At 62.4% G+C, this 23198-nt stretch carries 22 protein-coding genes and 1 pseudogene; 11 read left to right on the top strand and 12 right to left on the bottom strand.

Going from position 1 to position 23198, the window contains the following annotated elements; genetic code table 11:
- The first annotated feature begins 210 nt into the window (after positions 1-210).
- Together ACODTD_RS00805 and ACODTD_RS00800 are read left to right on the top strand one after the other, a co-directional pair.
- Positions 211-1887, top strand: coding sequence for an MFS transporter (locus ACODTD_RS00805; protein WP_041475232.1), 1677 nt, complete (start codon positions 211-213; stop codon positions 1885-1887).
- Between the two features lie 124 nt (positions 1888-2011).
- Positions 2012-2980, top strand: a complete 969-nt coding sequence (locus ACODTD_RS00800; RefSeq protein WP_489104305.1) for a helix-turn-helix transcriptional regulator — start codon at positions 2012-2014, stop codon at positions 2978-2980.
- A gap of 29 nt (positions 2981-3009) precedes the next feature.
- On the opposite strand, the gene ACODTD_RS00795 is transcribed toward ACODTD_RS00800, so the two are convergent.
- On the bottom strand, positions 3010-4920 hold the full coding sequence (locus ACODTD_RS00795) for a tyrosine-protein phosphatase (RefSeq protein WP_285355267.1): 1911 nt from the start codon (positions 4918-4920) through the stop codon (positions 3010-3012).
- 224 nt (positions 4921-5144) lie between these two features.
- On the opposite strand from ACODTD_RS00795, the gene ACODTD_RS00790 reads away from it, so the two are divergent.
- From ACODTD_RS00790 to ACODTD_RS00780, 3 genes are all read left to right on the top strand, one after another.
- A complete protein-coding gene (locus ACODTD_RS00790; RefSeq protein ID WP_285355265.1) occupies positions 5145-5414 on the top strand; it encodes a FecR/PupR family sigma factor regulator in 270 nt (89 codons plus the stop codon).
- Positions 5415-5576: 162 nt separating this feature from the next.
- Positions 5577-6071: a PaaI family thioesterase gene (locus tag ACODTD_RS00785; RefSeq protein WP_489104304.1), complete on the top strand. Its 495-nt coding sequence runs from the start codon at positions 5577-5579 to the stop codon at positions 6069-6071.
- A 24-nt stretch (positions 6072-6095) separates the two neighbouring features.
- The gene (locus tag ACODTD_RS00780; protein ID WP_221614890.1) at positions 6096-6491 is read left to right on the top strand and encodes a RidA family protein; all 396 of its coding nucleotides are present in this window, start codon (positions 6096-6098) and stop codon (positions 6489-6491) included.
- A 3-nt stretch (positions 6492-6494) separates the two neighbouring features.
- On the opposite strand, the gene ACODTD_RS00775 is transcribed toward ACODTD_RS00780, so the two are convergent.
- From ACODTD_RS00775 to ACODTD_RS00760, 4 genes are read right to left on the bottom strand one after another with little or no spacing between them, the layout of a single operon-like run.
- Positions 6495-7613 (bottom strand): agmatine deiminase family protein, encoded by a 1119-nt coding sequence (locus ACODTD_RS00775; RefSeq protein WP_011333796.1) that lies wholly within the window; start codon positions 7611-7613, stop codon positions 6495-6497.
- Between the two features lie 47 nt (positions 7614-7660).
- Complete coding sequence (locus ACODTD_RS00770; protein ID WP_489104303.1) at positions 7661-8764, bottom strand: extracellular solute-binding protein; 1104 nt, start codon at positions 8762-8764, stop codon at positions 7661-7663.
- 1 nt (position 8765) lies between these two features.
- Entirely contained in the window at positions 8766-9674 is a 909-nt protein-coding gene (gene aguB, locus ACODTD_RS00765; RefSeq protein ID WP_489104302.1) for an N-carbamoylputrescine amidase, read from the bottom strand.
- A 3-nt stretch (positions 9675-9677) separates the two neighbouring features.
- A complete protein-coding gene (locus ACODTD_RS00760; protein WP_221614892.1) occupies positions 9678-10730 on the bottom strand; it encodes an agmatine deiminase family protein in 1053 nt (350 codons plus the stop codon).
- 137 nt (positions 10731-10867) lie between these two features.
- On the opposite strand from ACODTD_RS00760, the gene ACODTD_RS00755 reads away from it, so the two are divergent.
- A complete protein-coding gene (locus ACODTD_RS00755; protein WP_011333792.1) occupies positions 10868-11728 on the top strand; it encodes a LysR substrate-binding domain-containing protein in 861 nt (286 codons plus the stop codon).
- Here the strand turns inward: ACODTD_RS00755 and ACODTD_RS00750 are convergent.
- The gene (locus ACODTD_RS00750; RefSeq protein ID WP_221614893.1) at positions 11691-12632 is read right to left on the bottom strand and encodes a LysR family transcriptional regulator; all 942 of its coding nucleotides are present in this window, start codon (positions 12630-12632) and stop codon (positions 11691-11693) included. The genes ACODTD_RS00755 and ACODTD_RS00750 overlap by 38 nt on opposite strands.
- A gap of 134 nt (positions 12633-12766) precedes the next feature.
- Between ACODTD_RS00750 and ACODTD_RS00745 the strand changes: the two genes are divergently transcribed.
- On the top strand, positions 12767-13171 hold the full coding sequence (locus ACODTD_RS00745) for a RidA family protein (RefSeq protein WP_489104301.1): 405 nt from the start codon (positions 12767-12769) through the stop codon (positions 13169-13171).
- Positions 13172-13249: 78 nt separating this feature from the next.
- A pseudogene (locus ACODTD_RS00740) lies at positions 13250-13480 on the top strand (helix-turn-helix domain-containing protein); the annotation flags it as partial.
- A gap of 135 nt (positions 13481-13615) precedes the next feature.
- Here the strand turns inward: ACODTD_RS00740 and ACODTD_RS00735 are convergent.
- The 5 genes from ACODTD_RS00735 to ACODTD_RS00715 all read right to left on the bottom strand — a co-directional run bounded on the left by ACODTD_RS00735 (position 13616) and on the right by ACODTD_RS00715 (position 18931).
- Complete coding sequence (locus ACODTD_RS00735; RefSeq protein ID WP_041475231.1) at positions 13616-13846, bottom strand: putative antibiotic biosynthesis monooxygenase; 231 nt, start codon at positions 13844-13846, stop codon at positions 13616-13618.
- On the bottom strand, positions 13843-14880 hold the full coding sequence (locus ACODTD_RS00730; protein WP_489104300.1) for a catalase family peroxidase: 1038 nt from the start codon (positions 14878-14880) through the stop codon (positions 13843-13845). Before ACODTD_RS00730 ends, ACODTD_RS00735 begins: the two co-directional genes overlap by 4 nt.
- 5 nt (positions 14881-14885) lie before the next feature.
- Positions 14886-16343 (bottom strand): aldehyde dehydrogenase family protein, encoded by a 1458-nt coding sequence (locus tag ACODTD_RS00725; protein ID WP_011333787.1) that lies wholly within the window; start codon positions 16341-16343, stop codon positions 14886-14888.
- A gap of 19 nt (positions 16344-16362) precedes the next feature.
- Positions 16363-17892, bottom strand: a complete 1530-nt coding sequence (locus ACODTD_RS00720) for a GMC family oxidoreductase (protein WP_489104299.1) — start codon at positions 17890-17892, stop codon at positions 16363-16365.
- Positions 17893-18007: 115 nt separating this feature from the next.
- Positions 18008-18931, bottom strand: coding sequence for a LysR family transcriptional regulator (locus ACODTD_RS00715; RefSeq protein ID WP_041475230.1), 924 nt, complete (start codon positions 18929-18931; stop codon positions 18008-18010).
- 150 nt (positions 18932-19081) lie between these two features.
- On the opposite strand from ACODTD_RS00715, the gene ACODTD_RS00710 reads away from it, so the two are divergent.
- The 3 genes from ACODTD_RS00710 to leuD all read left to right on the top strand — a co-directional run bounded on the left by ACODTD_RS00710 (position 19082) and on the right by leuD (position 22161).
- Positions 19082-20011, top strand: coding sequence for a LysR substrate-binding domain-containing protein (locus ACODTD_RS00710; RefSeq protein WP_041475229.1), 930 nt, complete (start codon positions 19082-19084; stop codon positions 20009-20011).
- Positions 20012-20127: 116 nt separating this feature from the next.
- Positions 20128-21549, top strand: coding sequence for a 3-isopropylmalate dehydratase large subunit (leuC, locus tag ACODTD_RS00705; RefSeq protein WP_221614898.1), 1422 nt, complete (start codon positions 20128-20130; stop codon positions 21547-21549).
- Between the two features lie 3 nt (positions 21550-21552).
- Positions 21553-22161 (top strand): 3-isopropylmalate dehydratase small subunit, encoded by a 609-nt coding sequence (leuD, locus tag ACODTD_RS00700; protein ID WP_011333782.1) that lies wholly within the window; start codon positions 21553-21555, stop codon positions 22159-22161.
- A 37-nt stretch (positions 22162-22198) separates the two neighbouring features.
- Here leuD and ACODTD_RS00695 read toward each other — a convergent pair whose 3' ends face one another.
- On the bottom strand, positions 22199-23116 hold the full coding sequence (locus ACODTD_RS00695) for a LysR substrate-binding domain-containing protein (RefSeq protein WP_041475228.1): 918 nt from the start codon (positions 23114-23116) through the stop codon (positions 22199-22201).
- Positions 23117-23198 lie beyond the last annotated feature (82 nt).

Genomic DNA, 23198 nt, shown 5'->3' with positions numbered 1-23198 from the left:
TCTCCTGCCGCCCCCGCAGCAGTCGATCAATCCCCGCCACTGGATATCCCCCCAATCCCAATTATGCTCAATGAAACCCCGCCCTCCCGCGAGGTCGTGATTCTGTGCACGCTCCACGAAATACCTGAACCGGCATCCGCCACAGGCCTTGGGTACGCGACGTTGATGAAGTGCTCCGGCCTACAAAAACAAGCACGACGGAGAACACCCATGGCAGTACTCGACAGCATGTCCACCGGCAGTGCCCCGCACCACAGCGTCAGCCGAGAGGAACGCAAGGTCATCTTTGCGTCGTCCCTCGGCACGGTGTTCGAGTGGTACGACTTTTATCTCTACGGCTCCCTGGCGGCGATCATCGCCAAGCACTTCTTTGCCGGGGTGAACGAGACCACGGCGTTTATCTTCGCCCTGCTCGCCTTTGCCGCCGGTTTTGCGGTGCGGCCGTTCGGGGCGATTGTTTTCGGACGCTTGGGTGACATGATCGGGCGCAAGCACACGTTTCTGATCACGATTGTGATCATGGGTGTGTCGACGGCGATTGTGGGTTTCCTGCCCGGTTACGCGACCATCGGAGTCGCGGCGCCGATCATTCTGATTACCCTGCGCCTGCTGCAAGGCCTGGCGCTGGGCGGCGAGTACGGCGGCGCGGCAACGTATGTGGCCGAGCATGCGCCCAAGGGCAAGCGCGGTTATTTCACTTCCTGGATTCAGACCACCGCGACCCTGGGTCTGTTTATGTCGTTGCTGGTGATCCTCGCCTGCCGTACCGCGCTGGGCACCGAAGCGTTCGAGGCCTGGGGCTGGCGGATTCCGTTCCTGCTGTCGATCCTGCTGCTGGCGGTCTCGGTGTACATCCGGTTGCAGCTGAACGAGTCGCCGGTGTTCAAGAAAATGAAGGAAGAAGGCAAGTCGTCGAAAGCCCCGCTGACCGAGTCCTTCGCCCGTTGGGACAACCTGAAAATCGTGATCATGGCCCTGCTCGGCGGCACCGCAGGCCAAGCGGTGGTCTGGTACACCGGGCAGTTCTACGCGCTGTTTTTCCTGCTGCAAACACTGAAGATCGACCCGCAGACCGCCAACCTGCTGATCGCCGGTTCGCTGCTGATCGGCACGCCGTTCTTCGTGATTTTCGGCAGCCTGTCCGACCGCATCGGGCGCAAGGGCATCATCATGGCCGGGTGCATTCTGGCGGCGGTGACCTACTTCCCGATCTTCCACGCGCTGACCCAGTACGGTAATCCCGACGTATTCGTCGCCCAAGAGAAGAACCCGGTCAAAGTGATCGCCAACCCCGACCAGTGCTCGTTCCAGTTCGATCCGGTGGGCAAGGCCAAATTCACCAGCTCGTGCGATCTGGCGAAAACCATCCTGGCGAAACGGGCGATCCCGTACGAAAACGTGGTGGCGGAACCGGGCACCGTGGCCCAGGTGCGTATCGGCGACAAAGTCATCGAAAGCTTCGAAGGCACGACCCTGCCGGCCGCTGACTTCAAGACCCGTAACGACGCTTTCACCGCCAGCCTCGGCGCCGCGCTGAAAGAAGCCGGTTACCCGGAAAAAGCCGACCCGGCCAAGACCAATTACCCGATGGTGCTGCTCCTGCTGACCGTTCTGGTGATCTACGTGACCATGGTCTACGGTCCGATTGCCGCGTGGCTGGTCGAGCTGTTCCCGGCGCGCATCCGCTACACCTCGATGTCGCTGCCGTATCACATCGGCAACGGCTGGTTCGGCGGGTTCCTGCCGACGGTGGCGTTTGCGATGGTCGCGGCCACCGGGGATATCTACTACGGCTTGTGGTACCCGATCGTGATTGCGGTGATGACGGCGATTCTGGGGATCTTCTTCATGCCGGAGACCAAGGATCGGGACATTCATCACACCTGACCCAACTCCGTTCGATGCTGTGCGTGGCGTTCACGCACAGCATCGAACGTTGTCACATCGGCGTCATTCTCCCTTGGTAACGTCGTCGCGCCCCGATGCCCCGACCACCAAGGTGACCCTCCCGGTGTACTCAAGCCCGACGCGCCAGACCCTCATCCTGCGATCCGACAACATGGCCAGTGACGACTTCGGCGCCCTGTTCTCGCGAATGTTCGGCAACCGTTATGGCGACACACCACCGCCGCCCAAAGACATCATCATTGGCGGCGTTTACGGGCGGTACGAAGGCGTGAGTTTCCGGCGCATGCATTACCGGGGCGATTTCACCGTCGCCTTCCCCGAGCCGTTCGATGAAATCACCTTCGTCATTCCCACCGCCGGCAAGATCGTATTCAACCATGATTCCGTGGGGCTGAGCGATGTAGGGCTGGCCATCGACAAGGCTGACCTGCGTTCGATGCGTTTTATCGACAATCATGCCCAGCACGGCATGTCGATCAGCCGTGCGGCGCTCACCGAACGGCTGTCGACCCTGCTGGGCAAACCGATCGTGCACAAGCTGCATTTCGAGCCGAGGGTGGATCTGAACAGCCCGGCGTTTCAGGGCATTCGCGCGCTGATCGATCTGGCCACCGGTGCGGAATTCGATCTGCTGTTGAACGCTGGCTCGCTGATGCCGTCACGGCTGCGGGAGATGCTGGTGGACGCGGTATTGGAAGCCTGGCCGCACAATTTCAGCCAGGCCTTGCGCCGTCCAGAGGCATTGATTGCGCCCAGGCATGTGCGGCAGGCGATCGATTACATTCAGGCGCATCCCGAGATTCAGATCAGTGGCACGGATCTGGCGCGGCTGGCCAACGTCAGCCTGCGCGCATTGCAGGAAGGGTTTCGACGGTTTGCCGGGATGTCGATTGTCGGGTATCAGCGGCAGGTGCGGCTGGAGCGCGCTTACGAAACGTTGCGTCAGGGCGTTTCGCCGTCGGTGACTGAGGTGGCGCTGCGATTGGGCTTCAGCAATGTCGGCCGGTTCAGCCAGTATTTCCAGAATGCCTACGGCGTGAGCCCGGCCGAGGTTCGAAAAGGATTGCGCTGAGGCAATCCTTTTCCTTCACCTTCAGTTGATCAGAACTGGTAACTGGCCTTGAGCCCGCCGCTGAAACCATGGCTGTCGCCGCCACCGCTGGCACCGACTTCCGCACCAAGGCTCAGAGCACCGAGGTTGGCCATCAGGTTGACACCCCCGCTGAACTGATCGCGGTTATCGAACGCCGCGCGCTGCTCGATATCCAGCCCCAGCAGGTGCCCTTCGCTGTCGACCTGATGATCGCCCAGCACATGCTCGTAACCGACCCGCACGCCCGGCACCAGTTGCCACGCGCCCATCGACATCGGGGCGAACGAGACGTCGAGATTGGCCACCGCACTGCGGCGGGTTTCCTGAATGTCATCGACATTAAGGGCCAATTCGCTGCCCTTCTCCTGGAAGCCTGACAGGTCCAGACGGCTGACCCGCACGCCAAGGCTCGGCTCCAGAACCACATCGTTCATCGGCATCCGATAACCGAGTGCCAACGTGGCGCCGCTGAGATTGCCGTGGGTGTCGCCCTTCGCCGAGCCGAGGCCGCCACCGAGGTCGCGTTTGCTGTCGTAGTCGACGTAACCGGCGCTGATATTGGCATCGACAAACAGGCCACGTTCCAGGCTGGTGAAACCATAACGGGCGCCAAGGTCGAGGAAGGTGAAATTGGTGTCAGCCTCGCCGCCTGCGCCGCCCACCGAGCCTTTGCTGTAACCGATGCCGCCGCGAGCGCTGAGTTGTTCGGAGAAGCGCTGCGTGACGCCAACCATCAGGCCCTGACTGTGTTCGTTGCTGCTTTGCGCATGGGCCGAACCGTCGGTGCCCAGGTAACCGGCGAGCGCGGTGCTCCACAAGCGGTATTGACCGACCTTGAGGTCAGTGCCGCTGGCGAATGGCGCGGCGGCCTGTTCGATCATTGCGTTCTGACGCAGCAGATAACTGGCCGCATCCGCATGTACCTGACCGCCGACCGTGGACTCGACGCCACTAAGGGTGCCGGCGTCGATGGCCGATTGCAGGTAGTAGTTGTAGGCGCTGTAAGTGCCCGAGAGCTTGCTGTTCTGCAATTCCTGCAACAGCTGCGCACCGGCGGCGGCGTTGCCGATCAGCCCCGCCTGACCCGGCAGGCTGTTGTACTCGACCATTTTGCCGCGCAGTACATAAATGGTTTCCTGGGACAGACCCAGCCCCTGCTTGAGGTAGTTGTCCATGCTGCCGTACTGCGCGGTGACCTGATCCAGACCCGCTTGCAGGTAACTGGCCTCGACGCCCAGCAGCGGCGCGTAGATCGCGGCCATGCTCGGCGGCATCATCGCCAGGGTTTTGGCGACCCGCGCGGCGGTGTAGTCGTTGGTCGCCAGGTAGTTGCTCATGATCGTGGCGTTATCCACGCCGGCGATGCTCAACAGAACGGCAGCGGTCCAGCCGGTGCGGTCCTTGCCGGCGGTGCAATGGAACAGCGCGGCGCCGTCGACACCGGCCAGTTCATTGAACAGCGCACCGAACTGACCACGCATACCGGCATCGCTGACGAACGCGCGGTTGGTCTCCTGCATCATCGCAATCGCATCGGCTGCGCTTTTGAACGACACGGTGGTGATGTTCGCGCCGGAGGTGGTGCTGCCGATGATGTCGATGTTCTGGTAGGTCGCACCGCTTGGCATCGTGTCCGGCGTGCTGGCAATTTCGCTGGGCGTGCGCAGGTCGTACACCGACTTGATCCCCAGACCGTTGAGGGTCGCCAGGTCCGCCGCCGTCGGCGTCAGGGCATTGGAGCGGTAGAACACACCGGCGCGCATTGTGCCGTCATGGGCCGTGGAATAGGGGGTTGTGGTGCCTGCGATATCCCGAAAATTGTCGATGCCTGCCAGGCGCGGGGTATCGAGATCGGCGGCCTGGGCGGCAGCAATGGACAGACTCAGCACGGACAGCGAACACACAAGACGTTGATACACGGGGCAGCCTCACTGGAAACAGGTTGGGCTGCCCACTATCTGCATTGAAATGTGACGGAATATGACAAATCGGCGAAGCCCGGAAATCATGGCGCGATCTGTCCATTGGCGGCGTTTTTTGTCCGTCAAACGTTCACTAACCGTTTAAATACTCGACGTGCTTTGACGTTTTTTTTGCAAGCACCCACGTAAACTGCAGTCTTCGCCCCTTCTGGAACCCGTCAATGAACGACGCAGATGATGAAATCCTGACGCAAGCGGCGCACTGGTGCATGCGCCTGCAAGACGAAACCTGCACGCCCGACGAACGCCAGGCGTTCCAGCAGTGGATTCAGATCGACCCGCGCCATGCTTTCGAATACGCAAAGATGCTCGAGGTCTGGGAATTGAGCGATCAACTGCCGGACGAGCGCGACAAGTCAAAAAAACGCAAGGCCACGACGCTGCCCTGCAGTTTCGAAGAGTTTCAACGCAATCTGGCGCAACGTGGCTGATGCGCCCCGATACGCCGGGATTGTTGATCTGACGTAAAGCTGCCCCCCCTGGCTCGGCCAGTCCCGCGCCTTTTGAGCGAACAATCGCATTGATCGAGCTGCGTCCTTTATTCGGGGTTAGAATCCGCCCGGTTCGGCTAACAGTTTAAGGATGACCCCAGCATGTCCACCCAAGACACCTCCCTGCAAGACACCGCCGCCCCCGAGGGCGTTTGTTTCGGCTGCGGCAGCAGCAACCCGCACGGCTTGCACATCAAGAGTTTCTGGCACGAGGACGGCGTGCACGTCATGGCCGAGCATGTGCCCGAGGCCAAATACTGCGGCTGGCCGGAACTGGTCTACGGCGGTTTGATCGCGATGCTGGTGGACTGCCATTCCAACTGGACCGCGATGGCTTATCACTACCGGGCCGAGCAACGCGAACCCGAAAGCCAGCCACGCATCAACTGCGTCACCGGCAACCTCGGCATCAAGTTCATCAAACCGACGCCGATGGGTGTCCCGCTGACACTGAAGGCGAAAGTCGAGGGAGAAGTCGGACGCAAAACCCGGGTGATCTGCGAGGTCTACGCCGGGGATGTGCTGACGGCAGTGGGTGATTCGGTATTCGTGCGAGTGGATACCGAGCAGTTGGCAGCGACCGCGCACGGTCGCTGAAATCCGTCACTGAAGGAAAACTCGATGCCCGATCGCAAAATCATCATCCCCGACTCCATGAAACCCATCGTGGAACGCGCCGGATACGCTCCGGCGGTTCTGGTCGGCGATACGCTTTACTGCGCCGGTCAGGTGGGCCGGACGGCTGACTTGAAGGTCATCGAAGACCCCGAGCAACAGTTCATCCGCGCCTGGGAAAACCTCGACGAAGTGCTGAAGGCCGGTGGCTGCACCTTCAACGATGTGGTGGAGATGACCACCTATCACGTCGACATGAGCCAACACATGCCGGTGTTTCGTGACGTGAAGAACCGCGTATTCCCCAAAGGCTTCTGCGCCTGGACCTGCATCGGCGTCAGCCAACTGGCTCACCCGGGGTTGCTGGTGGAAATCAAATGCGTGGCGGTGCGCAGAAGCTGAGCCTTACGCCGGCTGGTGACTGGTCACGCAGTGAATCCCGCCACCACCGGCCGCGATGGCGTCGATGTTGATCTGCACCACGTCGCGGTTCGGGTAGAGCTTTTTCAGCAGGTCGAAGGCCTTCTTGTCGGCGTCCTTGTCGCCGAACTCCGGAGCGATCACCGCGCCGTTGATCACGAAATAGTTGATGTAACCGGCCGCGAAATCGTCGTTGTCCTTGTTGAACTTGGTCTTGCGCGGTTTCAGCGGTGGCGACACGGTGTGGATCTGCAACGGACGACCGTCGGCGTCGGTGGCTTTCTTCAGGATTTCCAGGTGCGCCAGGGTGACCTTGTTGTCGTAGGAGCGCGGGTCGGTGTCGAGGTTGGCGATCACCACGCCGGGCGTGACGAAGCGCGCGTAGAAATCGACGTGGGCGTCGGTGATGTCCTTGCCCTTGATGCCCGGCAGCCAGATGATCTTGCGCAGACCGAGGCGTGCTTTCAGTTCCGCCTCGACGTCGGCCTTACTCCAGCCGGGGTTGCGGTTTTCGTTGACCCAGCAGCTTTCGGTCATGATCGCGGTGCCGTGACCGTCGACTTCGATGCCGCCGCCCTCGCCCACCAGTTCGCTGCGCTGGTAGGTCGCCTGCGCATCGGCCGCCACGCGTTTGGCGATCTTCGCGTCCTTCGAATGCTGTTGCTTGTTGCCCCAGCCGCTGAAGTTGAAGTCCACCGCGCCCAGGCCGTTCTTGTCATCGATGACGAAGTTGGCGCTGATGTCGCGCATCCAGATGTCGTCGAGGTTGGCGATCTGGTAGGTGATGTTGGAGCTGCCGCAAATCTCTTCGGCCAGGCTGCGCTCGCCGCTGCGGCAGTAGATGGTCAGCGGTTCATAGCGGGCGATGGCGCGGGCGATTCGGCCCAGGGCTTCCTGGACGTCTTCGGTGAAGTCTTCCCAGATGGCGTCCTGCGCGCCGAAGGCCATGTAGGCGCGTTCGTGCTTGTCGCCCTCGTCGGGCATGAACCAGCGACCTTCACTGGCCGCCAGTACCCGCGCCGGGGACAGGCCAAGACCCATGACGGCAGCGCCTGCACCGACGGCGACTGAAACCTGTTTGATGAACTCGCGACGAGTCGGCATGTGTACGTTCCTGATGGGTAAGGGGCCGCCGGGGCGGCCCGGAAAAATCACTTGGCAGTGGCAGTCTTGAATTTGGTCCAGGTGCGCATGCGGGCGCGCATGTCAGCCTGGGGAATGTCCTTGCCCGGTATCAGACGAGCATAGGTCGCTTCGTCGAGGTAGATGTCCGGGTTGTTGCGCATGGCCTCATCCACGTTTGGCCGGGCCTTGGCGTTGGAGGTCGGGTAACCGGTGAAATTGCTGATCGCAGCCATGTTTTCCGGGCGCATCACGAAGTTGATGAATTCGTAGGCGTATTCCGGGTGTTTGGCATCCACCGGAATGGCCATGGTGTCCATCCACACCGTGGTGCCCTCACGCGGCACGCGGTACTGGAAGCGGGTCTGCTTGCCGGCGCTGTCCGAAGTGCGCTGGGCCTGAGTCATGTCGCCGCTGTAGCCGAGGGACAGGCACAGGTTGCCGTTGACCAGATCGGTCACCGGTTGCGACTGGAACTTGCGAATGTACGGCCGCAGCTTCATCAGCAAATCACTGGCCGCCGCCAGATCCGCAGGCTTGGCGCTGCGCGGGTCGCGTCCCAGATAGTTGAGCACCACGGCCAGCACTTCGTCCGGCGAGTCGATCATCGAAATCCCGCAATCGGCAAATTTGGCCGCCAGCTCCGGTTTGAACAGCATGCCGAGGCTGTTGACCGGCGCGTCGGCCATGCGTTGCTTGATCTGCTCGGCGTTGTAGGTCAGGCCGATGGTGCCCCAGGTGTACGGCACGGTGGCCTTGTTCGAATGCTCGTAATGGCTGCGCAGTTTTTGCAGGCCCGATTCGATGTCGTTCATCGCGGTGATCTTCGAAGGATCCAGCGGCAACAGGCTGCCGGCGCGCATCAGCCGTTCGGCCACGGTGTCACCGGGGAAGATCAGATCGTAGCCGCTGCCGCCGGAGAGCATTTTGGCTTCCAGGGTTTCGCTGCCGTCCATCACGTCGTAGATCACCTTGATCCCGGTTTCGGCGGTGAATTTGCTCAGTGTGTCTTCAGCGAAATAGTCAGCCCAGTTGTACAGCCGTAAGGTCTTGTCTTCGGCGTGCACGGCCGGCATCAGGCCGGCCAGCGCCAGGCCCAGAGCGCCCAGCAACCACTTGTGTGAAGTAGGCATATCAGACTCCTTGAGGATTCCAGCGGGCGTTAAGGTGACGGCCGTCCTGGCTCAGCAATGCGCCGTACATTTCCGGACGACGGTCGCGGTAGATGCCCCAGCTCAGGCGATCTTCACGCATGGCTGCCAGATCCAGGCTTTGCACCAAGACACCGGTGCTGGCGCGGTCGGCTTCGGCGAGCACTTTTCCCTTGTGGTTGCAGATGAACGATGAGCCGTAGAAATTCATTTGCAACGCCGCATCGGTGCCGGCCACTTCGCGGCCAATCCGGTTGGAGGCGATCACCGGCAGCAGATTGGCAGCCGCGTGGCCGCGCATGGTCATCTGCCAGTGGTCGCGCGAATCCAGATCCGCGCAGCCCGGTTCCGAGCCGATGGCGGTCGGGAACAGCAGCACCTCAGCCCCCATCAACGCCAGGCAGCGGGCAGTTTCCGGGAACCACTGATCCCAGCAGATGCCCACGCCGAGGCGGCCGAACGCGGTGTCCCAGACTTTGAAACCGGTGTCGCCGGGGCTGAAATACTCCTTCTCCTGATAACCGATGGCGTTGGGGATGTGAGTCTTGCGATACACGCCCAACAGGCGCCCGTCGGCATCCGCCACGCTCAGCGAGTTGAAGTAGGCGTTGCCGGTCTTCTCGTACCAGCTCAGCGGTAACACCACGCCCAGTTCGCGGGCCAGCGCGGCGAATCGCGACAGCACCTGACTGTCGCGGTACGCCTCGGCCAGCGCCATGTGCTGATGGCTCTGCTCGATGCAGAAATACGGCGTGGCGAACAGCTCCTGCAACAGGATCACTTGCGCGCCCTGCCCAGCCGCTTCACGCACCAACTGCTCGGCGCGATCAAGGTTGCTTTTCAGGTCCCAGGTGCACGGCATCTGGGTGGTGGCGACTTTCAATATCGTCATCGATCAACCCTCCACCGGCCAGGCTGGCTGTTGCTGGGTGATGCAATGCACACCTCCGCCGCCATGGGCCAGGTGATTGATCTGCACCGGCACCACTTCACGGCCTGGGAACGCCTCGGCCAGGGTTTGCGCCGCCACATGGTCGGCCTCGATGCCGTACGCCGGCATGATGATCGCGCCGTTGGCGATGTAGAAGTTGGTGTACGAGGCGCAGAACACTTCGGCTTCGGTGTCCACGGCATCGGTGGCTTCATACAACTCGATCAGCTCGAATTTGCGGCCCTGAGCGTCGGTGGCCAGCTCCAGTGCGCGGCGGTTTTCCCGCACCACTTCGGCGTACACCGAGCTGCAATCGTGAGTCGCGTCCACCAGCAACACGCCGGGACGAGCGAAGGCGCAGACGCCATCGACGTGGCCGTCGGTCATGTCGCCGGTGACGTAATCCGGATCGCCCGGCAGCCAGATGGTTTTCTTCACGCCGAGCAGGCGGCTGAAGATTTCTTCCATCTCGGCCTTGCTCACACCGGGGTTGCGATTGGGGTTGAGCAGCACCGATTCGGTGGTGATCAACGTGCCCTCGCCGTCCACGTGGATCGCGCCGCCCTCGTTGCTCAGCGCAGTGCCGAAGCACTCGCCGCCCAAGTGATTGAGCACGCGGCGCGCCAGGCTTTCGTCCAGATCATGGGCCGACTTGCCGCCCCAGGCGTTGAACCGCCAGCTCACGCCCGCCAGACCTTGCTCAGGGTGAACGACGAAACTCGGGCCAGAATCGCGGCACCAGCTGTCGTTGACGGCCAGCGGAATCAGTTCGATGTTCGGCCCGCACAAGGCTTTTGCACTGGCGATGGCCGACGGATCGACAACCATTTTCACCGGTTCGAACCGGGCGATGGCGTTGGCGACGCGGGCGAAATCTTCCTGCACCAACGGCAACGTGACGCCCCAGCCCGACTCCCACAGGGCCTGATTGTGGGGCCAGACCATCCAGGTCGCCGCGTGCGTCACCCACTCTGCCGGCATCATCCAACCGCTGTTGTTGTTTTTGTTCTGCTGCATGGTAAAAAGCCCTTTGAGTTAAGCCATTGTGTTCAATGAAAACAGCCTCGGCGGCGTTGACGTGCATGCTAATGGCGGTCTGAAGGGCAAACAAACGATGGATTTAGCGGAAAACTGATTAGAGGAACTTATCGATCATGCTGAAACACTGGCCACCCCTCAGCTCGTTGCGCGGCTTCGAAGCCGCCGCAAGGCTGGGCAGTTTTCACAAGGCCGCCGAGGAACTGAGCCTCACGCAGTCGGCCATCAGCCAGCAGATTCGCAGCCTTGAGGCGTACCTCGAGCAACCGCTGTTTTTCCGCAGCGGACGCAGCGTCAGCCTGACCGACGCCGGCCACGATCTGCTCAGCACCACCCAGGCCATGCTGCAGCAACTGTCGGTGGGCATCCGGCGGCTGGGGCAATACCAGAAACCCAATCAACTGGTGCTCAACACCACGCCGGCGTTTGCCCGGCACTGGCTGCTGCCGCGCCTGGGGGATTTTCGGCGACAGCATCCGCAGGTCGATCTGTGGATTTTCAGCACCGATGAGGTGCCAGACATGGCGACCCAGACCATCGATCTGGCGGTGCGCGACGACATCAGTTCCCAGGCTGAATGCAGCTTCAAGGTGTTGCACGCTGACCGCCTCTATCCAGCGTGCCACCCGAGCCTGCTGAGCGTGCCGAGCGCGCAGCGGACGACGCTGCACGGCGAGCGGGAAATGGACTGGAGCCATTGGGCGGTTGAATCAGGGATCGATGTCGGCCAGCAGGATCAGGGTTTGAATTTCTCTGATCCGGGCCTGCTGCTGGACGCTGCATGCGGCGGGCTCGGCATCGCGCTGGTCAGCCAGTTGCTCAGCCGCAAGGCTCGGGCTGACGGGCTGTTGCAGCCCTTGGTGGACGAGACCATTCGCGGCCCGAACTGGGCGCTGCTGACCCACCGCGACAGCGAAAACGATCCGATGGCCCGCAGTTTTACCGAATGGCTGCTGGCGAACCTGAGCGATCCATGACCGGTGCGTGACGGGCCATCACTTCGGCGATCCAGTCGATAAACACCCGCAGCTTGCGGCTGATATGGCGGTTCGGCGGATAGGCGACGTAAAGCGGCATCGGATCAAGGCGCCAGTCTTCGAACAGCGGCACCAGATCACCGCTCGCCTCGTGTGCTTTGGACATGTACTTGGGCAACCACAACACGCCCAGCCCCGCGAGGCCCGCCGACAAATAGGCATTGCCGTCATCGACCGCCAGCACATGACGGCCCTTGATCTGCAAGTCTTCGTGTTCATTGTGCAAGGCGTACGGCACCGGTTTGCCGGTGCGTGCCCAAAGGAAACCGACCACCCGATGATGGCTGTCTTCCAGTTCACGGGGATGCATCGGGGTGCCGGAGCGGGCCAGATAACTCGGCGCGGCGTACACGCCAAGTTGAAGATCCGCCACCTTCCGGGCCATCAGTGACTGATCCCGCAGCTCGCCCCCGCGCACCACGCAATCTACGTTCTCATCGATGATGTCGACGATTCGGTCGCTGACGCCCATGTCGATCTGGATCTCCGGATACCGCGCGCAAAACTCGGGCAGAGCCGGCACCAGAATCAGATTGGCCAGGGGGCTGGGCACATCGACCCGCAAGCGTCCCTTGGGCTGCGCCGCCGCACCGGGAAGACTGGTCTCGGCGTCGTCCATGTCCGCCAGCAACTTGATCACCCGCTCGTAATAAACCGCGCCGTCCGCCGTGGCGTTGACCTTGCGCGTGGTGCGGTTGAGCAACTTCACTCGCAGCCGCGCCTCCAGTTGCTGAATCAGCTGGGTCACGGTGGTCTTGCTCATGTGCAGGGTCTCGGCGGCCTTGGTGAAACTGCCCGCCTCCACCACCCGGGCGAAAGCTTGCATCGCGTCAAAACGGTCCATATCCCACCTCTGACAGGGGCTCGATTGTTTGGTATTTGCAAACAGTGATCGCCAAGGTTGCGCGTTTATCGCGCCGAGGCAAGTCCCTACAGTTGCTCCATCACCGGTTTTCAACCCATTGAAGGAGAAACCCCATGACCGTTGCCCAGCCAAAACGCGACGTGGTTTTCCCGCCCGGACGCCATGCCCTTTACGAGCGCAACCGCTATTCCCCGGCGGTTCGTTCCAACGGCTTTCTGTTTGTCTCAGGCCAGGTCGGCAGCCTTGAGGACGGCTCGCCGGAACCGGATCTCAAGCAACAGGTGCGACTGGCCTTCACCAATCTCAATGCGATCCTCGGCGCGGCCGGCGGCAGTTTCGATGACGTGGTGGACGTGACGGTATTCATGGTCGACCCGCAATCGACCTTCGAAACCATCTGGGAAGTGGTGCCCGAGTTCTGGGGCGAGGCGCCGCATCCGACCATTACGGCGGTCGGCGTGACCTGGCTGTATGGCTTTCAGTTCGAGATCAAGGTGATTGCCAAGCTGCCGGAATGACCTGATATCGCGTCGATTTGCAGCACGGGCCGACAGTCTTCAGACTGTCGGCCCGCATTCCTTTTGCGATCCATCGCCATGTCCGACACCTTGTTGAAGCCCAGTCTGCCCGGCATCGCCCTGCGTCGCTGGCGAGTGCTGCACCGCGTCAAGCAGAGCCATGCCGCCGAGTTGTTCAAGGTCACCCAGTCGACGATTTCCCGCTGGGAAAGCGGCGTGCAGGCGATGGATCCGGACGCCCATCTTCAGCTCGAACGGCTGCTCGCAGCACGACTCGAAAGCGCCGCCGATCAGGCCCTCGCGCGACTCAAGGCTCATGCAGGCCTGGAGTTGCCGGGGATTCCGGCGGAATACTTTCAGGCGTTGGCGTTTGACGGAGAATTGCCGGTCGGAGTCGTCAGCTACCACGAGGCTTTTGACACCACCGAGTAAGGCCCGAAACACTTAGCGCACCCACCACCGCGCCATCAACCGCGAACTCTGCGGCATCAGCCAATACACCATGTTGAACGAGATCAACCCGGCGACCAGCATCTTGAACAACCACCCCGGCAATCGCAGATCCGCCAGTTCCAGCAGCGCCGCCAGTGCCCATGGCATGGACACCGACAGCGGCCACACGATCAGCCATGACACCAGCCATTGCTTCCAGCGGGCGCCGGCCTCGGTGGTCATGGTTGCTGGCGCCGCAGCACGGCGCGCTGGTAGATGCGGTCGCGGGCCAGGGTCATCGGGTCGCGGCTCAGGGCGATGCCGTCGAGCAAACGGCCGGGGCTGAAGTCGAGGCGTTGCTGGGCGGCTTGCTGGTCTTCGGCGGGCACCAGCGAATCGAGGGTGAAGAGGCCCAGTTCGACTTCGCGGCGGTTTCTTGGCCATGGGATCGAGCCGTCTTCGACCACGTCGCCCGACGCTGCCAGTTGCGCGATCAGACGCATCTGCGCGGGGCCCTTCGCCAGTCGCGCCGTCATTTCATCCTGCAAATAATCGGCTGGCATGCGGGCGGCTTCCTGGTCGCCGATAAGCGATTGGCCGGTCAACGGTTCGATGCGATAGCGAACGATCTGCTCCTGGTTTTCATGGTTGCTGAAAACCAGCGAATTCACGCCGAAGTATTCGATGCTGGTGTAGCTCGACGGCGCCGGTTTCGGCGTTTCCAGAAAGTGTCTGGCCCTCGGATGCTCTGCCAGAAAAGCCTGCAACGGCTGCGGATCCGGCGGTGTGGCGACCGTTGCAGCGATGCCTTTCAGGAAGCCGAGAAATTCCAGAGGCGTGGCCACCGGAAAACCGTCGAACGAATGGCCGACAATGTCGGTGAACTCGCCGTTAGGCAGCTTGAAACGCACCGCGAGCCCGCGCGGGCTGGCCATCGGGTCGCCGTCAACCGTGGCCGGCACGCCACTGAAGTTGGAGAACCGCAGGACCACCGGCACCGGTTTCCCCTGCAAATGGGCCGCACGGCTGAGACTCGCCGCCGCAAGTGAAGCCGTGAAAGTCCCGTTCACCAACAGACCTTTGGCATGGGTCGCGCGAAAGCCCGGATGCTTGCCGAACGTAGCGTAAAGCGCATCGAGCAGCGCGTCGTAGAGTTTGTCCTGAGACACCGGATCAGTCCTTGTGAAAGTCAGCGGTTGTTCGCCAGCGGCATAGGCCGGGGACGCACTCAGCGCCCCCGACAACAGCGCGACGATCCACGGTCGGGATAATCGCATCGCGGTCACTCCTGACGCCGACCGGGATTGAGCGCGATGTGTTTGTACTCGACAAAATCATCCATCGCTGCCACACCGTTCAGACGCCCCTGCCCCGACTGTTTGAAACCGCCCTCCTCGAACTCGTCGTAGACCACCGCCCAGTCGTTGACCCACACCGTGCCGGCCTCCAGCTCACGGGCGACCCGCAGCGAGCGGTCGATGTCGCGGGTCCAGACGCTGGCGGCCAGACCGAATTCGCTGTTGTTGGCCAGTTCAATGGCCTCGGCTTCGCTATCGAACACCTGTAGGGTCAGCACCGGGCCGAAGGTTTCGCGCTGGACGATGGCCATCTCCGGATCGCTGACCCGTAGCAGCGTCGGCCGATAGAACGCGCCCTTGGCCAGCGGCCCTTCAGTCACCGGCCCACCGCGCACGATGACTTGCGCACCGGCAGCAATCGCCTCTTCCACCACCTGATTGACACGCTGCACGTTCGGTTTGTCGATTAGCGGTCCCATGTCGCTGTCCGGATCCGCCGCCGGCCCGACCCGCACCGCTTCAAGTCGAGCGGCAAGGCGCTCAGTCAATACGTGGGCGATGTCGCGCTGTACCAGCAGGCGCGAACCAGTCATGCAGAACTGTCCCGAAAACACCGTGAGCGCCTTGACCAGCGTCGGCGCCACGGCGTCGAGGTCGGCGTCGTTGAACACCAGCATCGGCGTTTTGCCACCCAGTTCCAGGCCGAAACGCTTGAGGTGTTGCGCCCCCGCTGCCGAGATCGCCCGCCCTGTGCCGGTGCTGCCGGTGAAGCTGATGACCGGCACCTTTGGCGACTCCACCAGATGAATCGAACCGGTCGCGCCCTGCTCGCTGAACAGGTTGATCACGCCGCGCGGCAGCGACGGTGCTTCACTCATGATCCGCGCCACCAGCGCGTTGGTCTGCGCGGTCTGCCCCGGCATCTTGATCACCGTGGTGCAACCGGCGGCCAAGGCCGGCGCCAGCGAGCGGATCATAAGCACCACCGGCGAATTCCACGGCACGATGATGCCCGCGACACCGACGGCCTGGCGGATCACCAGGGAGATCTTGCCGGGCCGGGGTTGCGCGGCGCGGCCATATTCGGTGCGGGCCAGCGCGGCGTAATAGCGCAATTTGGACGGCACCATGCCGACTTCAAAGGCGGCCTCGGGACGGATCTTGCCGTTCTCCAGCGCCAGGGTGTCGATCAGCTCGGCGGCGTTGAGTTCAAAGACGTCCGCCAGTTCCAGCAGCACTTGGGCACGCAGTTGACTGTCGTCTTTCCATGGGGTCTGCGTGAAGGCTCGTTGTGCAGCTTCGATGCCTTGCTGCGCTTCGGCCAGTCCGCCTTCGGCGTAGCGACCGATCAGCTCATAAGTCGCTGGGTCGATGGAGTCTTTGTAGTCACCGGAATCCAGCCACAGGCCGTCGATCCAGTTCAAAACCTTGGTGTTGTTCATGGCGAAAGCTTCCTTGGATTCAGGCGTAGAGACCGGCGATTTTTTCGGCGGTGGCGATCACGGTGAGGTTGGTGGCAACGGACGGCACGTCCGGGAAGATGGAAGCGTCGACCACCCGCAGGCCCTGCACGCCGATTACTCGGGCTTCGAGGTCGACCACGGCCATGGCATCGCCCGGCCGGCCCATCGGCGCGGTCGAGGTCGGGTGGTGATAGGTGTCGAGCGTGGCTTTGACGCTGGCCAGCAAGGCGTCGTCGGAGTCGTTGCCCTGCCCCGGATTCAGCTCCGAGTGAATCAAACCCTTGAGCGGCGCGGTCGCACCGATCCGCCGTGCCAGACGAATACCGTCCAGCAGGCGCTGGCGGTCCATGGGCTCGGCGAGAAAATTCAGATCGATATTCGGCGCCACCGACGGATCGCGGCTGGCCAGCGTAACCTTGCCTCGGGACAGCGGCCGGGTCAGCGCCACCGCGAGCACGAAGCCCACCTGGGTCGGGCTCTGGTCATGGGGGAACAGGTGGGTCGCGGTGATGTGAATATCCAGATCGCCGTGCTCGGCGCTGCGGCTGTGGGTCCAGAGCTTGGCGCCGATGGCCGGCGACTGGCGACCGATCAGGTCGGGTTTGGCGGCGTAGGCATTGTAATAGAACGGGTGATCCGCCAGGTTCTGCCCGACCGGCAATTCGGCGACCGGCTCAATGTCCAGTGCGCGCAGATCGTCGCCAGGGCCGATACCGGAGCGCAACAGGATCGCCGCGCTGCCGTAACTGCCCGCCGAAAGAATCACTTCGTTGGCGCGTAATTGCTCGCCATTCGCCAGTTGCACACCCACCGCACGTTTGCCGTCGAACAGCACCTTGTCCACCAGGCTGTCGGCGCGAATCTGCAAATTGTCGCGGGCGCGCACCTCGTCCGTGAGGTAAGCCATGCCGGTGTTGACCCGCACGCCGTCGACGATGTTCATCGGGTACGGGCCGACGCCGTTGGCATTCGCGCCGTCGAAGTCGTCGATCATCCGGTAACCGTTGGCGACCGTGGCGTAGATGAAGGCTTTCTGCATTGGTGTGACGTCGGCGCTGCCGAGCTGACGCACCGGCAGCGGCCCGTCGTGGCCATGCAATGCGCTGGCTCCGCCGCTGTGGTTTTCCAGTTTTTTGAACGAGGGCAGCAAGTCCTCAAAGCTCCAGCCCGGCAGATTCCAGCGCTGGAAGTCCGTGGCTCGGGCGCGAATCGCCACCGCGCCGTTGATGGCCGAACTGCCGCCCAGCACTTTGCCGCGCAACGCGCCGATCGGGTGTTCGACATAGCCCGGCCGGGAGGTGTAACCCCACTCGAACTGGCGATTGCCATTGGCACCGACCACATCGCTACTGGCGACGATTTCGGGGTACTTGCCCGGGGCAAAACTCTGACCCGCCTCCAGCAACAGCACCTGGCGCCGGACGTTTTCACTCAAGCGACGGGCCAGTACCGCGCCGGCGGAACCGCCGCCCACCACGATCACATCGACCGGGGCACGCCGGGCAGAATTAACAAGGGTATCGTTCATCGGTTTCTTCCCTGTCAGGCGTCAAAGCGCGCCTGTTGAGGAAGAGCTTATTGAAGGGTTCGAGGGCTCATAAGCCGGGGAAAAACGAATCGCGGTTTCGCTTTTCCCGAACGCCTTAACCGGCCGAATGAGCCCCGAGCAATTGCTCCCACACCGGCGGATTGCCGATCTGTTCGCAGAGAAAATCGGTCAACGCCTGCAACTTGGGTGAAGCCCGCTGGGAGCGTCGGTACACCGCCGAAATATTCCCGCCTCGGGGCGCGTAAGGCGCCAACACCTCCTGAAGTTCACCGTCCACGATAGCTTGCGCCGCCAGAAACGTCGGCAGAATCGCCAGCCCCATACCGGCCTTCGCCGCCTCCATCAACTGATGGCCGTTGTTGGTGCGCATCCGGCAGCGCACACGAAACGATTCCAGCGCATTGTTCACCGGCAGCGTCCACATGCCGTGGGGTTCGCGGTTCACGTAGAGCATGGCGAAATGTTCAGACAGTTCTTGCGGGGTTTGCGGCGTGCCATGAGCGGCCAGATAGTCGGGACTGGCGCAAATGATATGACGATTGGCGGTGATGGTTTTCGCCACCAGCGAGGAGTCCGGCAACTCACCGATGCGGATCGCCGCGTCGTAGCGTTCTTCGTGTAGGTTGACGTGGCGATCGTCGAATTCGATGTCCAGGCGCAACTCGGGATAGCGTACCGCGAAGGACGACAGGATCGGCGTCAGGTAACGAATGCTGAACGCCATCGGCGCCGCCAGCCGCAGGCTGCCGCGCAGGCTCGATTGAAAGGCCAGCACCGCGTCTTCCGCCTCTTCGACCTCCGACAGAATCCGCACGCAATACCGATAAAACACCTCCCCGGCCTCCGTCAGCCGGGCCTGCCGCCCGCGTTCGAGGACGATGCTGCCGAGTCGTTTTTCCAGTTGCGCAATCCGCTGGCTGACCATGGATTTGGCGGTGCCCAGTTGCCGGGCTGCCTCGGTGATACTGCCGGTGTCGACCACCATGACGAACGATTGCATCTCGCAAAGCTTGTTCAAGTTCTACATCCAGTGTGTGCAAGGTTCGGACGGCGCAATCTACGGCTCGCCCGGCATCGCCCACCAGAGCCGAAAACGGGCCGCTGCTTCCCACACAATGGACAATCGGGCTTGTATAGTTGGCGTCCCTTTTCCAGCGAATCTCGCCCCGTGCTAGACCTCAATGACCTGCAGTATTTCGTGATGGTGGTGGACCACGGCGGCTTTGCGCCGACGGCGCGGGCGCTGGGGATTCCCAAGTCGAACCTGAGCCGGCGCATTGCCTTGCTTGAGGAGCGTCTGGGCGTGCGCCTGATCATCCGCAACACCCGGCACTTCTCGGTGACGGAGCTGGGCCAGACCTACTACGACCATTGCCGGGCGATGCTGAAACAGGCCGAGGCCGCCGAAGCCGCGATTGCCATGACCCGCGCCGAACCGGGCGGCGTGTTGCGCGTGACCTGTCCGACGACGCTGCTGGAAGAATGCGTCGGCGGGATCATCACGCGCTTCATGGCCATGCACCCGCGCGTCGAAATGCATCTGGAGGCCAGCGACCGGCAGGTCGACGTGGTGGCCGAAGGCGTCGATCTGGCGTTGCGGGTGCGGCCGCCGCCCTTGCAGGATTCCGAGCTGGTCAGCCGGGTGCTGTCGCAGCGGCCGCAGTGCCTGGTCGCCAGCCCTGCGCTCTTGAGCCGGCTGGGTGAACCGAGCGAGCCGGAAGACCTGTCGCGCTTCCCCAGCGCTCACCACGGCAGCCCGCAGCAGGTTTACAGCTGGACGCTGTTCCATCAGGACGGTTCCGAGTTCACCCTACAACATCGCCCGCAATTGATCACCAAAGGCCTGCCGATGCTGCGCTGCGCGGCCATCGACAGCGTCGGCGTTGCGCAGATGCCAATGTCGCTGGTGCATGACTTCATCGAACGCGGCCAATTGGCGGTGGTGCTGCCCGACTGGGCGCCGCGTACGGAGATGATCTACGCGGTGTTTGCCAGCCGTCAGGGCATGCTGCCGTCGCTGCGGATGCTGATCGACTTCATGGCCGAGCAGTTCGAGTTGCTGGACGATCCGCTGCGCGGAATGCGTACAAAAGCCTGAGGCCATTACTCACAGTTCGTGTTTAACCGCTTCACCAATGCGCTCTTGATGGCATTTCTGCGATCAATATTCTGTCCTCATGTTGTTTTTGCCCCGGACAGAAAAGAGCGCAAGCCATGCCCAGCCCGAGAACGCTGTACCAGAAGCACATCGACAGTCACACCGTCTGCACCCTCGATGATCAGGGCCACGTGCTGCTTTACATCGACCGCCAGGTCGCCAACGAATACACCAGCCCGCAAGCCTTCAGCGGCCTGCGCGATGCCGGGCGTACGGTGTGGCGGCCTGCGGCGACGCTGGCGGTGGTCGATCATGTGAACCCCACCGCACCGAAACGCATCGCGACCATGCCTGACGCCGGGGGTGCGCGTCAGGTGTCGTACTTCGAAGAGAACTGCCGTGACTTCGGCATCGAGCTGTTCGATGTGCTGGATAAACGCCAGGGCATCGAACACGTCGTAGCGCCGGAACAGGGTTTCATTTTGCCGGGCATGGTGGTCGCGGCCGGTGACAGCCACACCACCACTTACGGCGCACTGGGAGCGTTCGGTTTCGGCATCGGCACCTCGGAAATCGAGCACCTGCTGGCAACCCAGACGCTGGTCTACAAACGTCTGAAAACCCTGCGGGTGACGGTCAACGGTGAGCTGGGCGCAGGCGTCACCTCCAAGGACATCATCATGGCGCTGATCGAAAAGATCGGCGCGTCCGGCGCCACCGGTTACGCCATCGAGTTCACCGGCCCGGCCATCAGCGCCCTCAGCGTCGAAGCGCGCATGACCATCTGCAACATGGCCGTCGAGGCCGGCGCCCGGGGTGCGTTCATGGCACCGGATGACAAGGTGTTCGCCTACCTGCAACACAAGCCGCGTGCGCCCAAGGGCAAGGTCTGGGAGCAGGCAATCGAGCGCTGGAAAACCCTGCACAGCGACGAGTGCGCGGTGTTCGATCGCGAAGTCATCCTCGATGTCGCCGAGCTGGAACCAATGGTGACCTGGGGCACCAGCCCCGATCAGGCCGCGCCGATCAAAGGGCGCGTGCCGGACCCGGCCGCCCAGCCCGATCCGATCCTGCGTCAGGGCCTGCAGCGCGCCCTCGACTACATGGGCCTGACACCCGGCATGCCGCTGGACGAAGTGACGATAAGCCATGCCTTCATCGGTTCCTGCACCAATGCGCGGATCGAAGACTTGCGTGATGTCGCCCGCGTGGTGCGCGGCAAGCGTGTGGCGGCCCACGTGCGGGCGATGATCGTTCCCGGCTCGACGTTGGTGCGCAATCAGGCCGAGGACGAAGGCCTGGCGCAGATCTTTCTCGACGCCGGTTTCGAATGGCGGCAATCGGGTTGCTCGATGTGCCTGGCGATGAACGACGACGTGCTCGCGCCAGGTGATCGCTGTGCGTCGAGCACCAATCGCAACTTCGAAGGCCGTCAGGGCGCCGGTGCGCGCACCCACCTGATGAGCCCGGCGATGGTCGCCGCCGCCGCCATCAGCGGCCATTTGACTGACGTGCGCACCGTCGCGCTGGAGGCTTGAACCATGCAACCTTTCGACACCGTCAGCGGCAGCGCCGCGCCGTTTCTTGCATCCAACATCGACACCGACGTGATCATGCCCAAGCAGTTTCTCAAGGGCATCGATCGTCAGGGGCTGGATCGCGGGCTGTTCTTCGATCTGCGCTTTCTCGCCTCCGGCGAACCCAACCCTGAATTCGTGCTCAACCAGCCGGCCTGGCAGGACGCGGCGTTTCTGGTGACCGGCCCCAACTTCGGTTGCGGCTCCAGCCGCGAACACGCGGTATGGGGCTTGAAGCAAGTGGGAATCCGGGCCTTGATCGGCACCACCTTCGCCGGGATTTTTTACGACAACTGCCAGCGCAATGGTGTGTTGGCGATTCAGCTGGACGACGCGCAGTTCAAGCGTGTAGCCGAGGCGATCAGCGTTCCGGCGACCGCGCGGATCAGCGTTAACCTGGCGCAGCAGACCCTCGAGCTGGCGGACGGTACGCTGATCGAATTCGAGATCGATCAGTTGCGCAAACAGTCGTTGCTGCTCGGGCTGGACGCCATCGGCACCACGCTGCAACGCACCGAGCAGATCCGCGCCTTTGAGGCACGGCATCTGGCGGACAATCCCTGGTTGGGTTGATGGCAAAAAAACGGGCGGTTCATTGAACCGCCCGTTTTCATTCCACGGACAAATCGCGGAAGTACTCTTCCAGAAACTCCACGCATACCCGCAGCTTTGCCGACTCGCTGAGCCGGGTCGGATAGACCGCCCAGACGTTGGCGCTCTGGGTGTAGCCGTCCAGCACCTGCACCAGCCTGCCCTGCTCGAGCATCGGTTTGACGTCCCACATCGAGCGCAACAGGATCCCGCCGCCGCTCAGCGCCCACTCCAGCACAATCTCGCCGCTGTTGGAGGACAGCGGGCCATTCACCCGCACCGTCTCTTCTTGCCCGTCCTTGCTCAGGGTCCAGATGCCGAACGCGTTGTTGCGCTCCTTGAGCACCAGACAATCGTGGTCTTTCAGGTCTTCGAGAGATTGCGGCGTACCCCGGCGTTCGAGGTATTCCGGCGTGGCGCACAGCACGCGCCGATTGCTCACCAGTTTGCGCGCCAGATGCTGGCCCGGCAGGTCATCGCCGACGAGGATTTCCAGATCGAAGCCCTCGCCCACCAGATCGACCACCCGGTCGAACACGTCCAGCCGAATGTCGAGTTTCGGGCACGCCCGGGACAACTGACTGATCGCCGGCGCCACATGATTACGGCCGAAACCGAAGCTGCTGCAAATGTGCAGCGACCCCGCCGGCTGGTGCCGGGCCTGGGAAATCTCGCCGAGAAACTGATCGAAATCTCCCAGCAATTTCTCCGCCCAAATTCGTACGCGCTCGCCGTCATCAGTCAGCGCGATGCGTCGGGTGGTGCGGTGCAGCAGCTTGCTCGCCAGCGTGGTTTCCAGCACCGAGATGCGCTTGCTGACGTAGGCCGGTGAAAAGCCCAACTCGTCGGCGGCGCTGGCAAAGCTGTTCTTGCGGATGACGGTAAGGAACACCTTGAGGTCTTCGGGCAAGGGAAATTGGTCACGATTCGTGTTCATAGGCCGCATGCTTCCGCTGTTTATCACGCATTTTGCGAAGGATACCATCGAATCACCGCCTCGCCACCCGAGCCCGGTGCAC

It is taken from the genome of Pseudomonas sp. FG35 (genome assembly GCF_057809295.1).
This window is presented reverse-complemented; position numbering and strand designations above follow the sequence as displayed.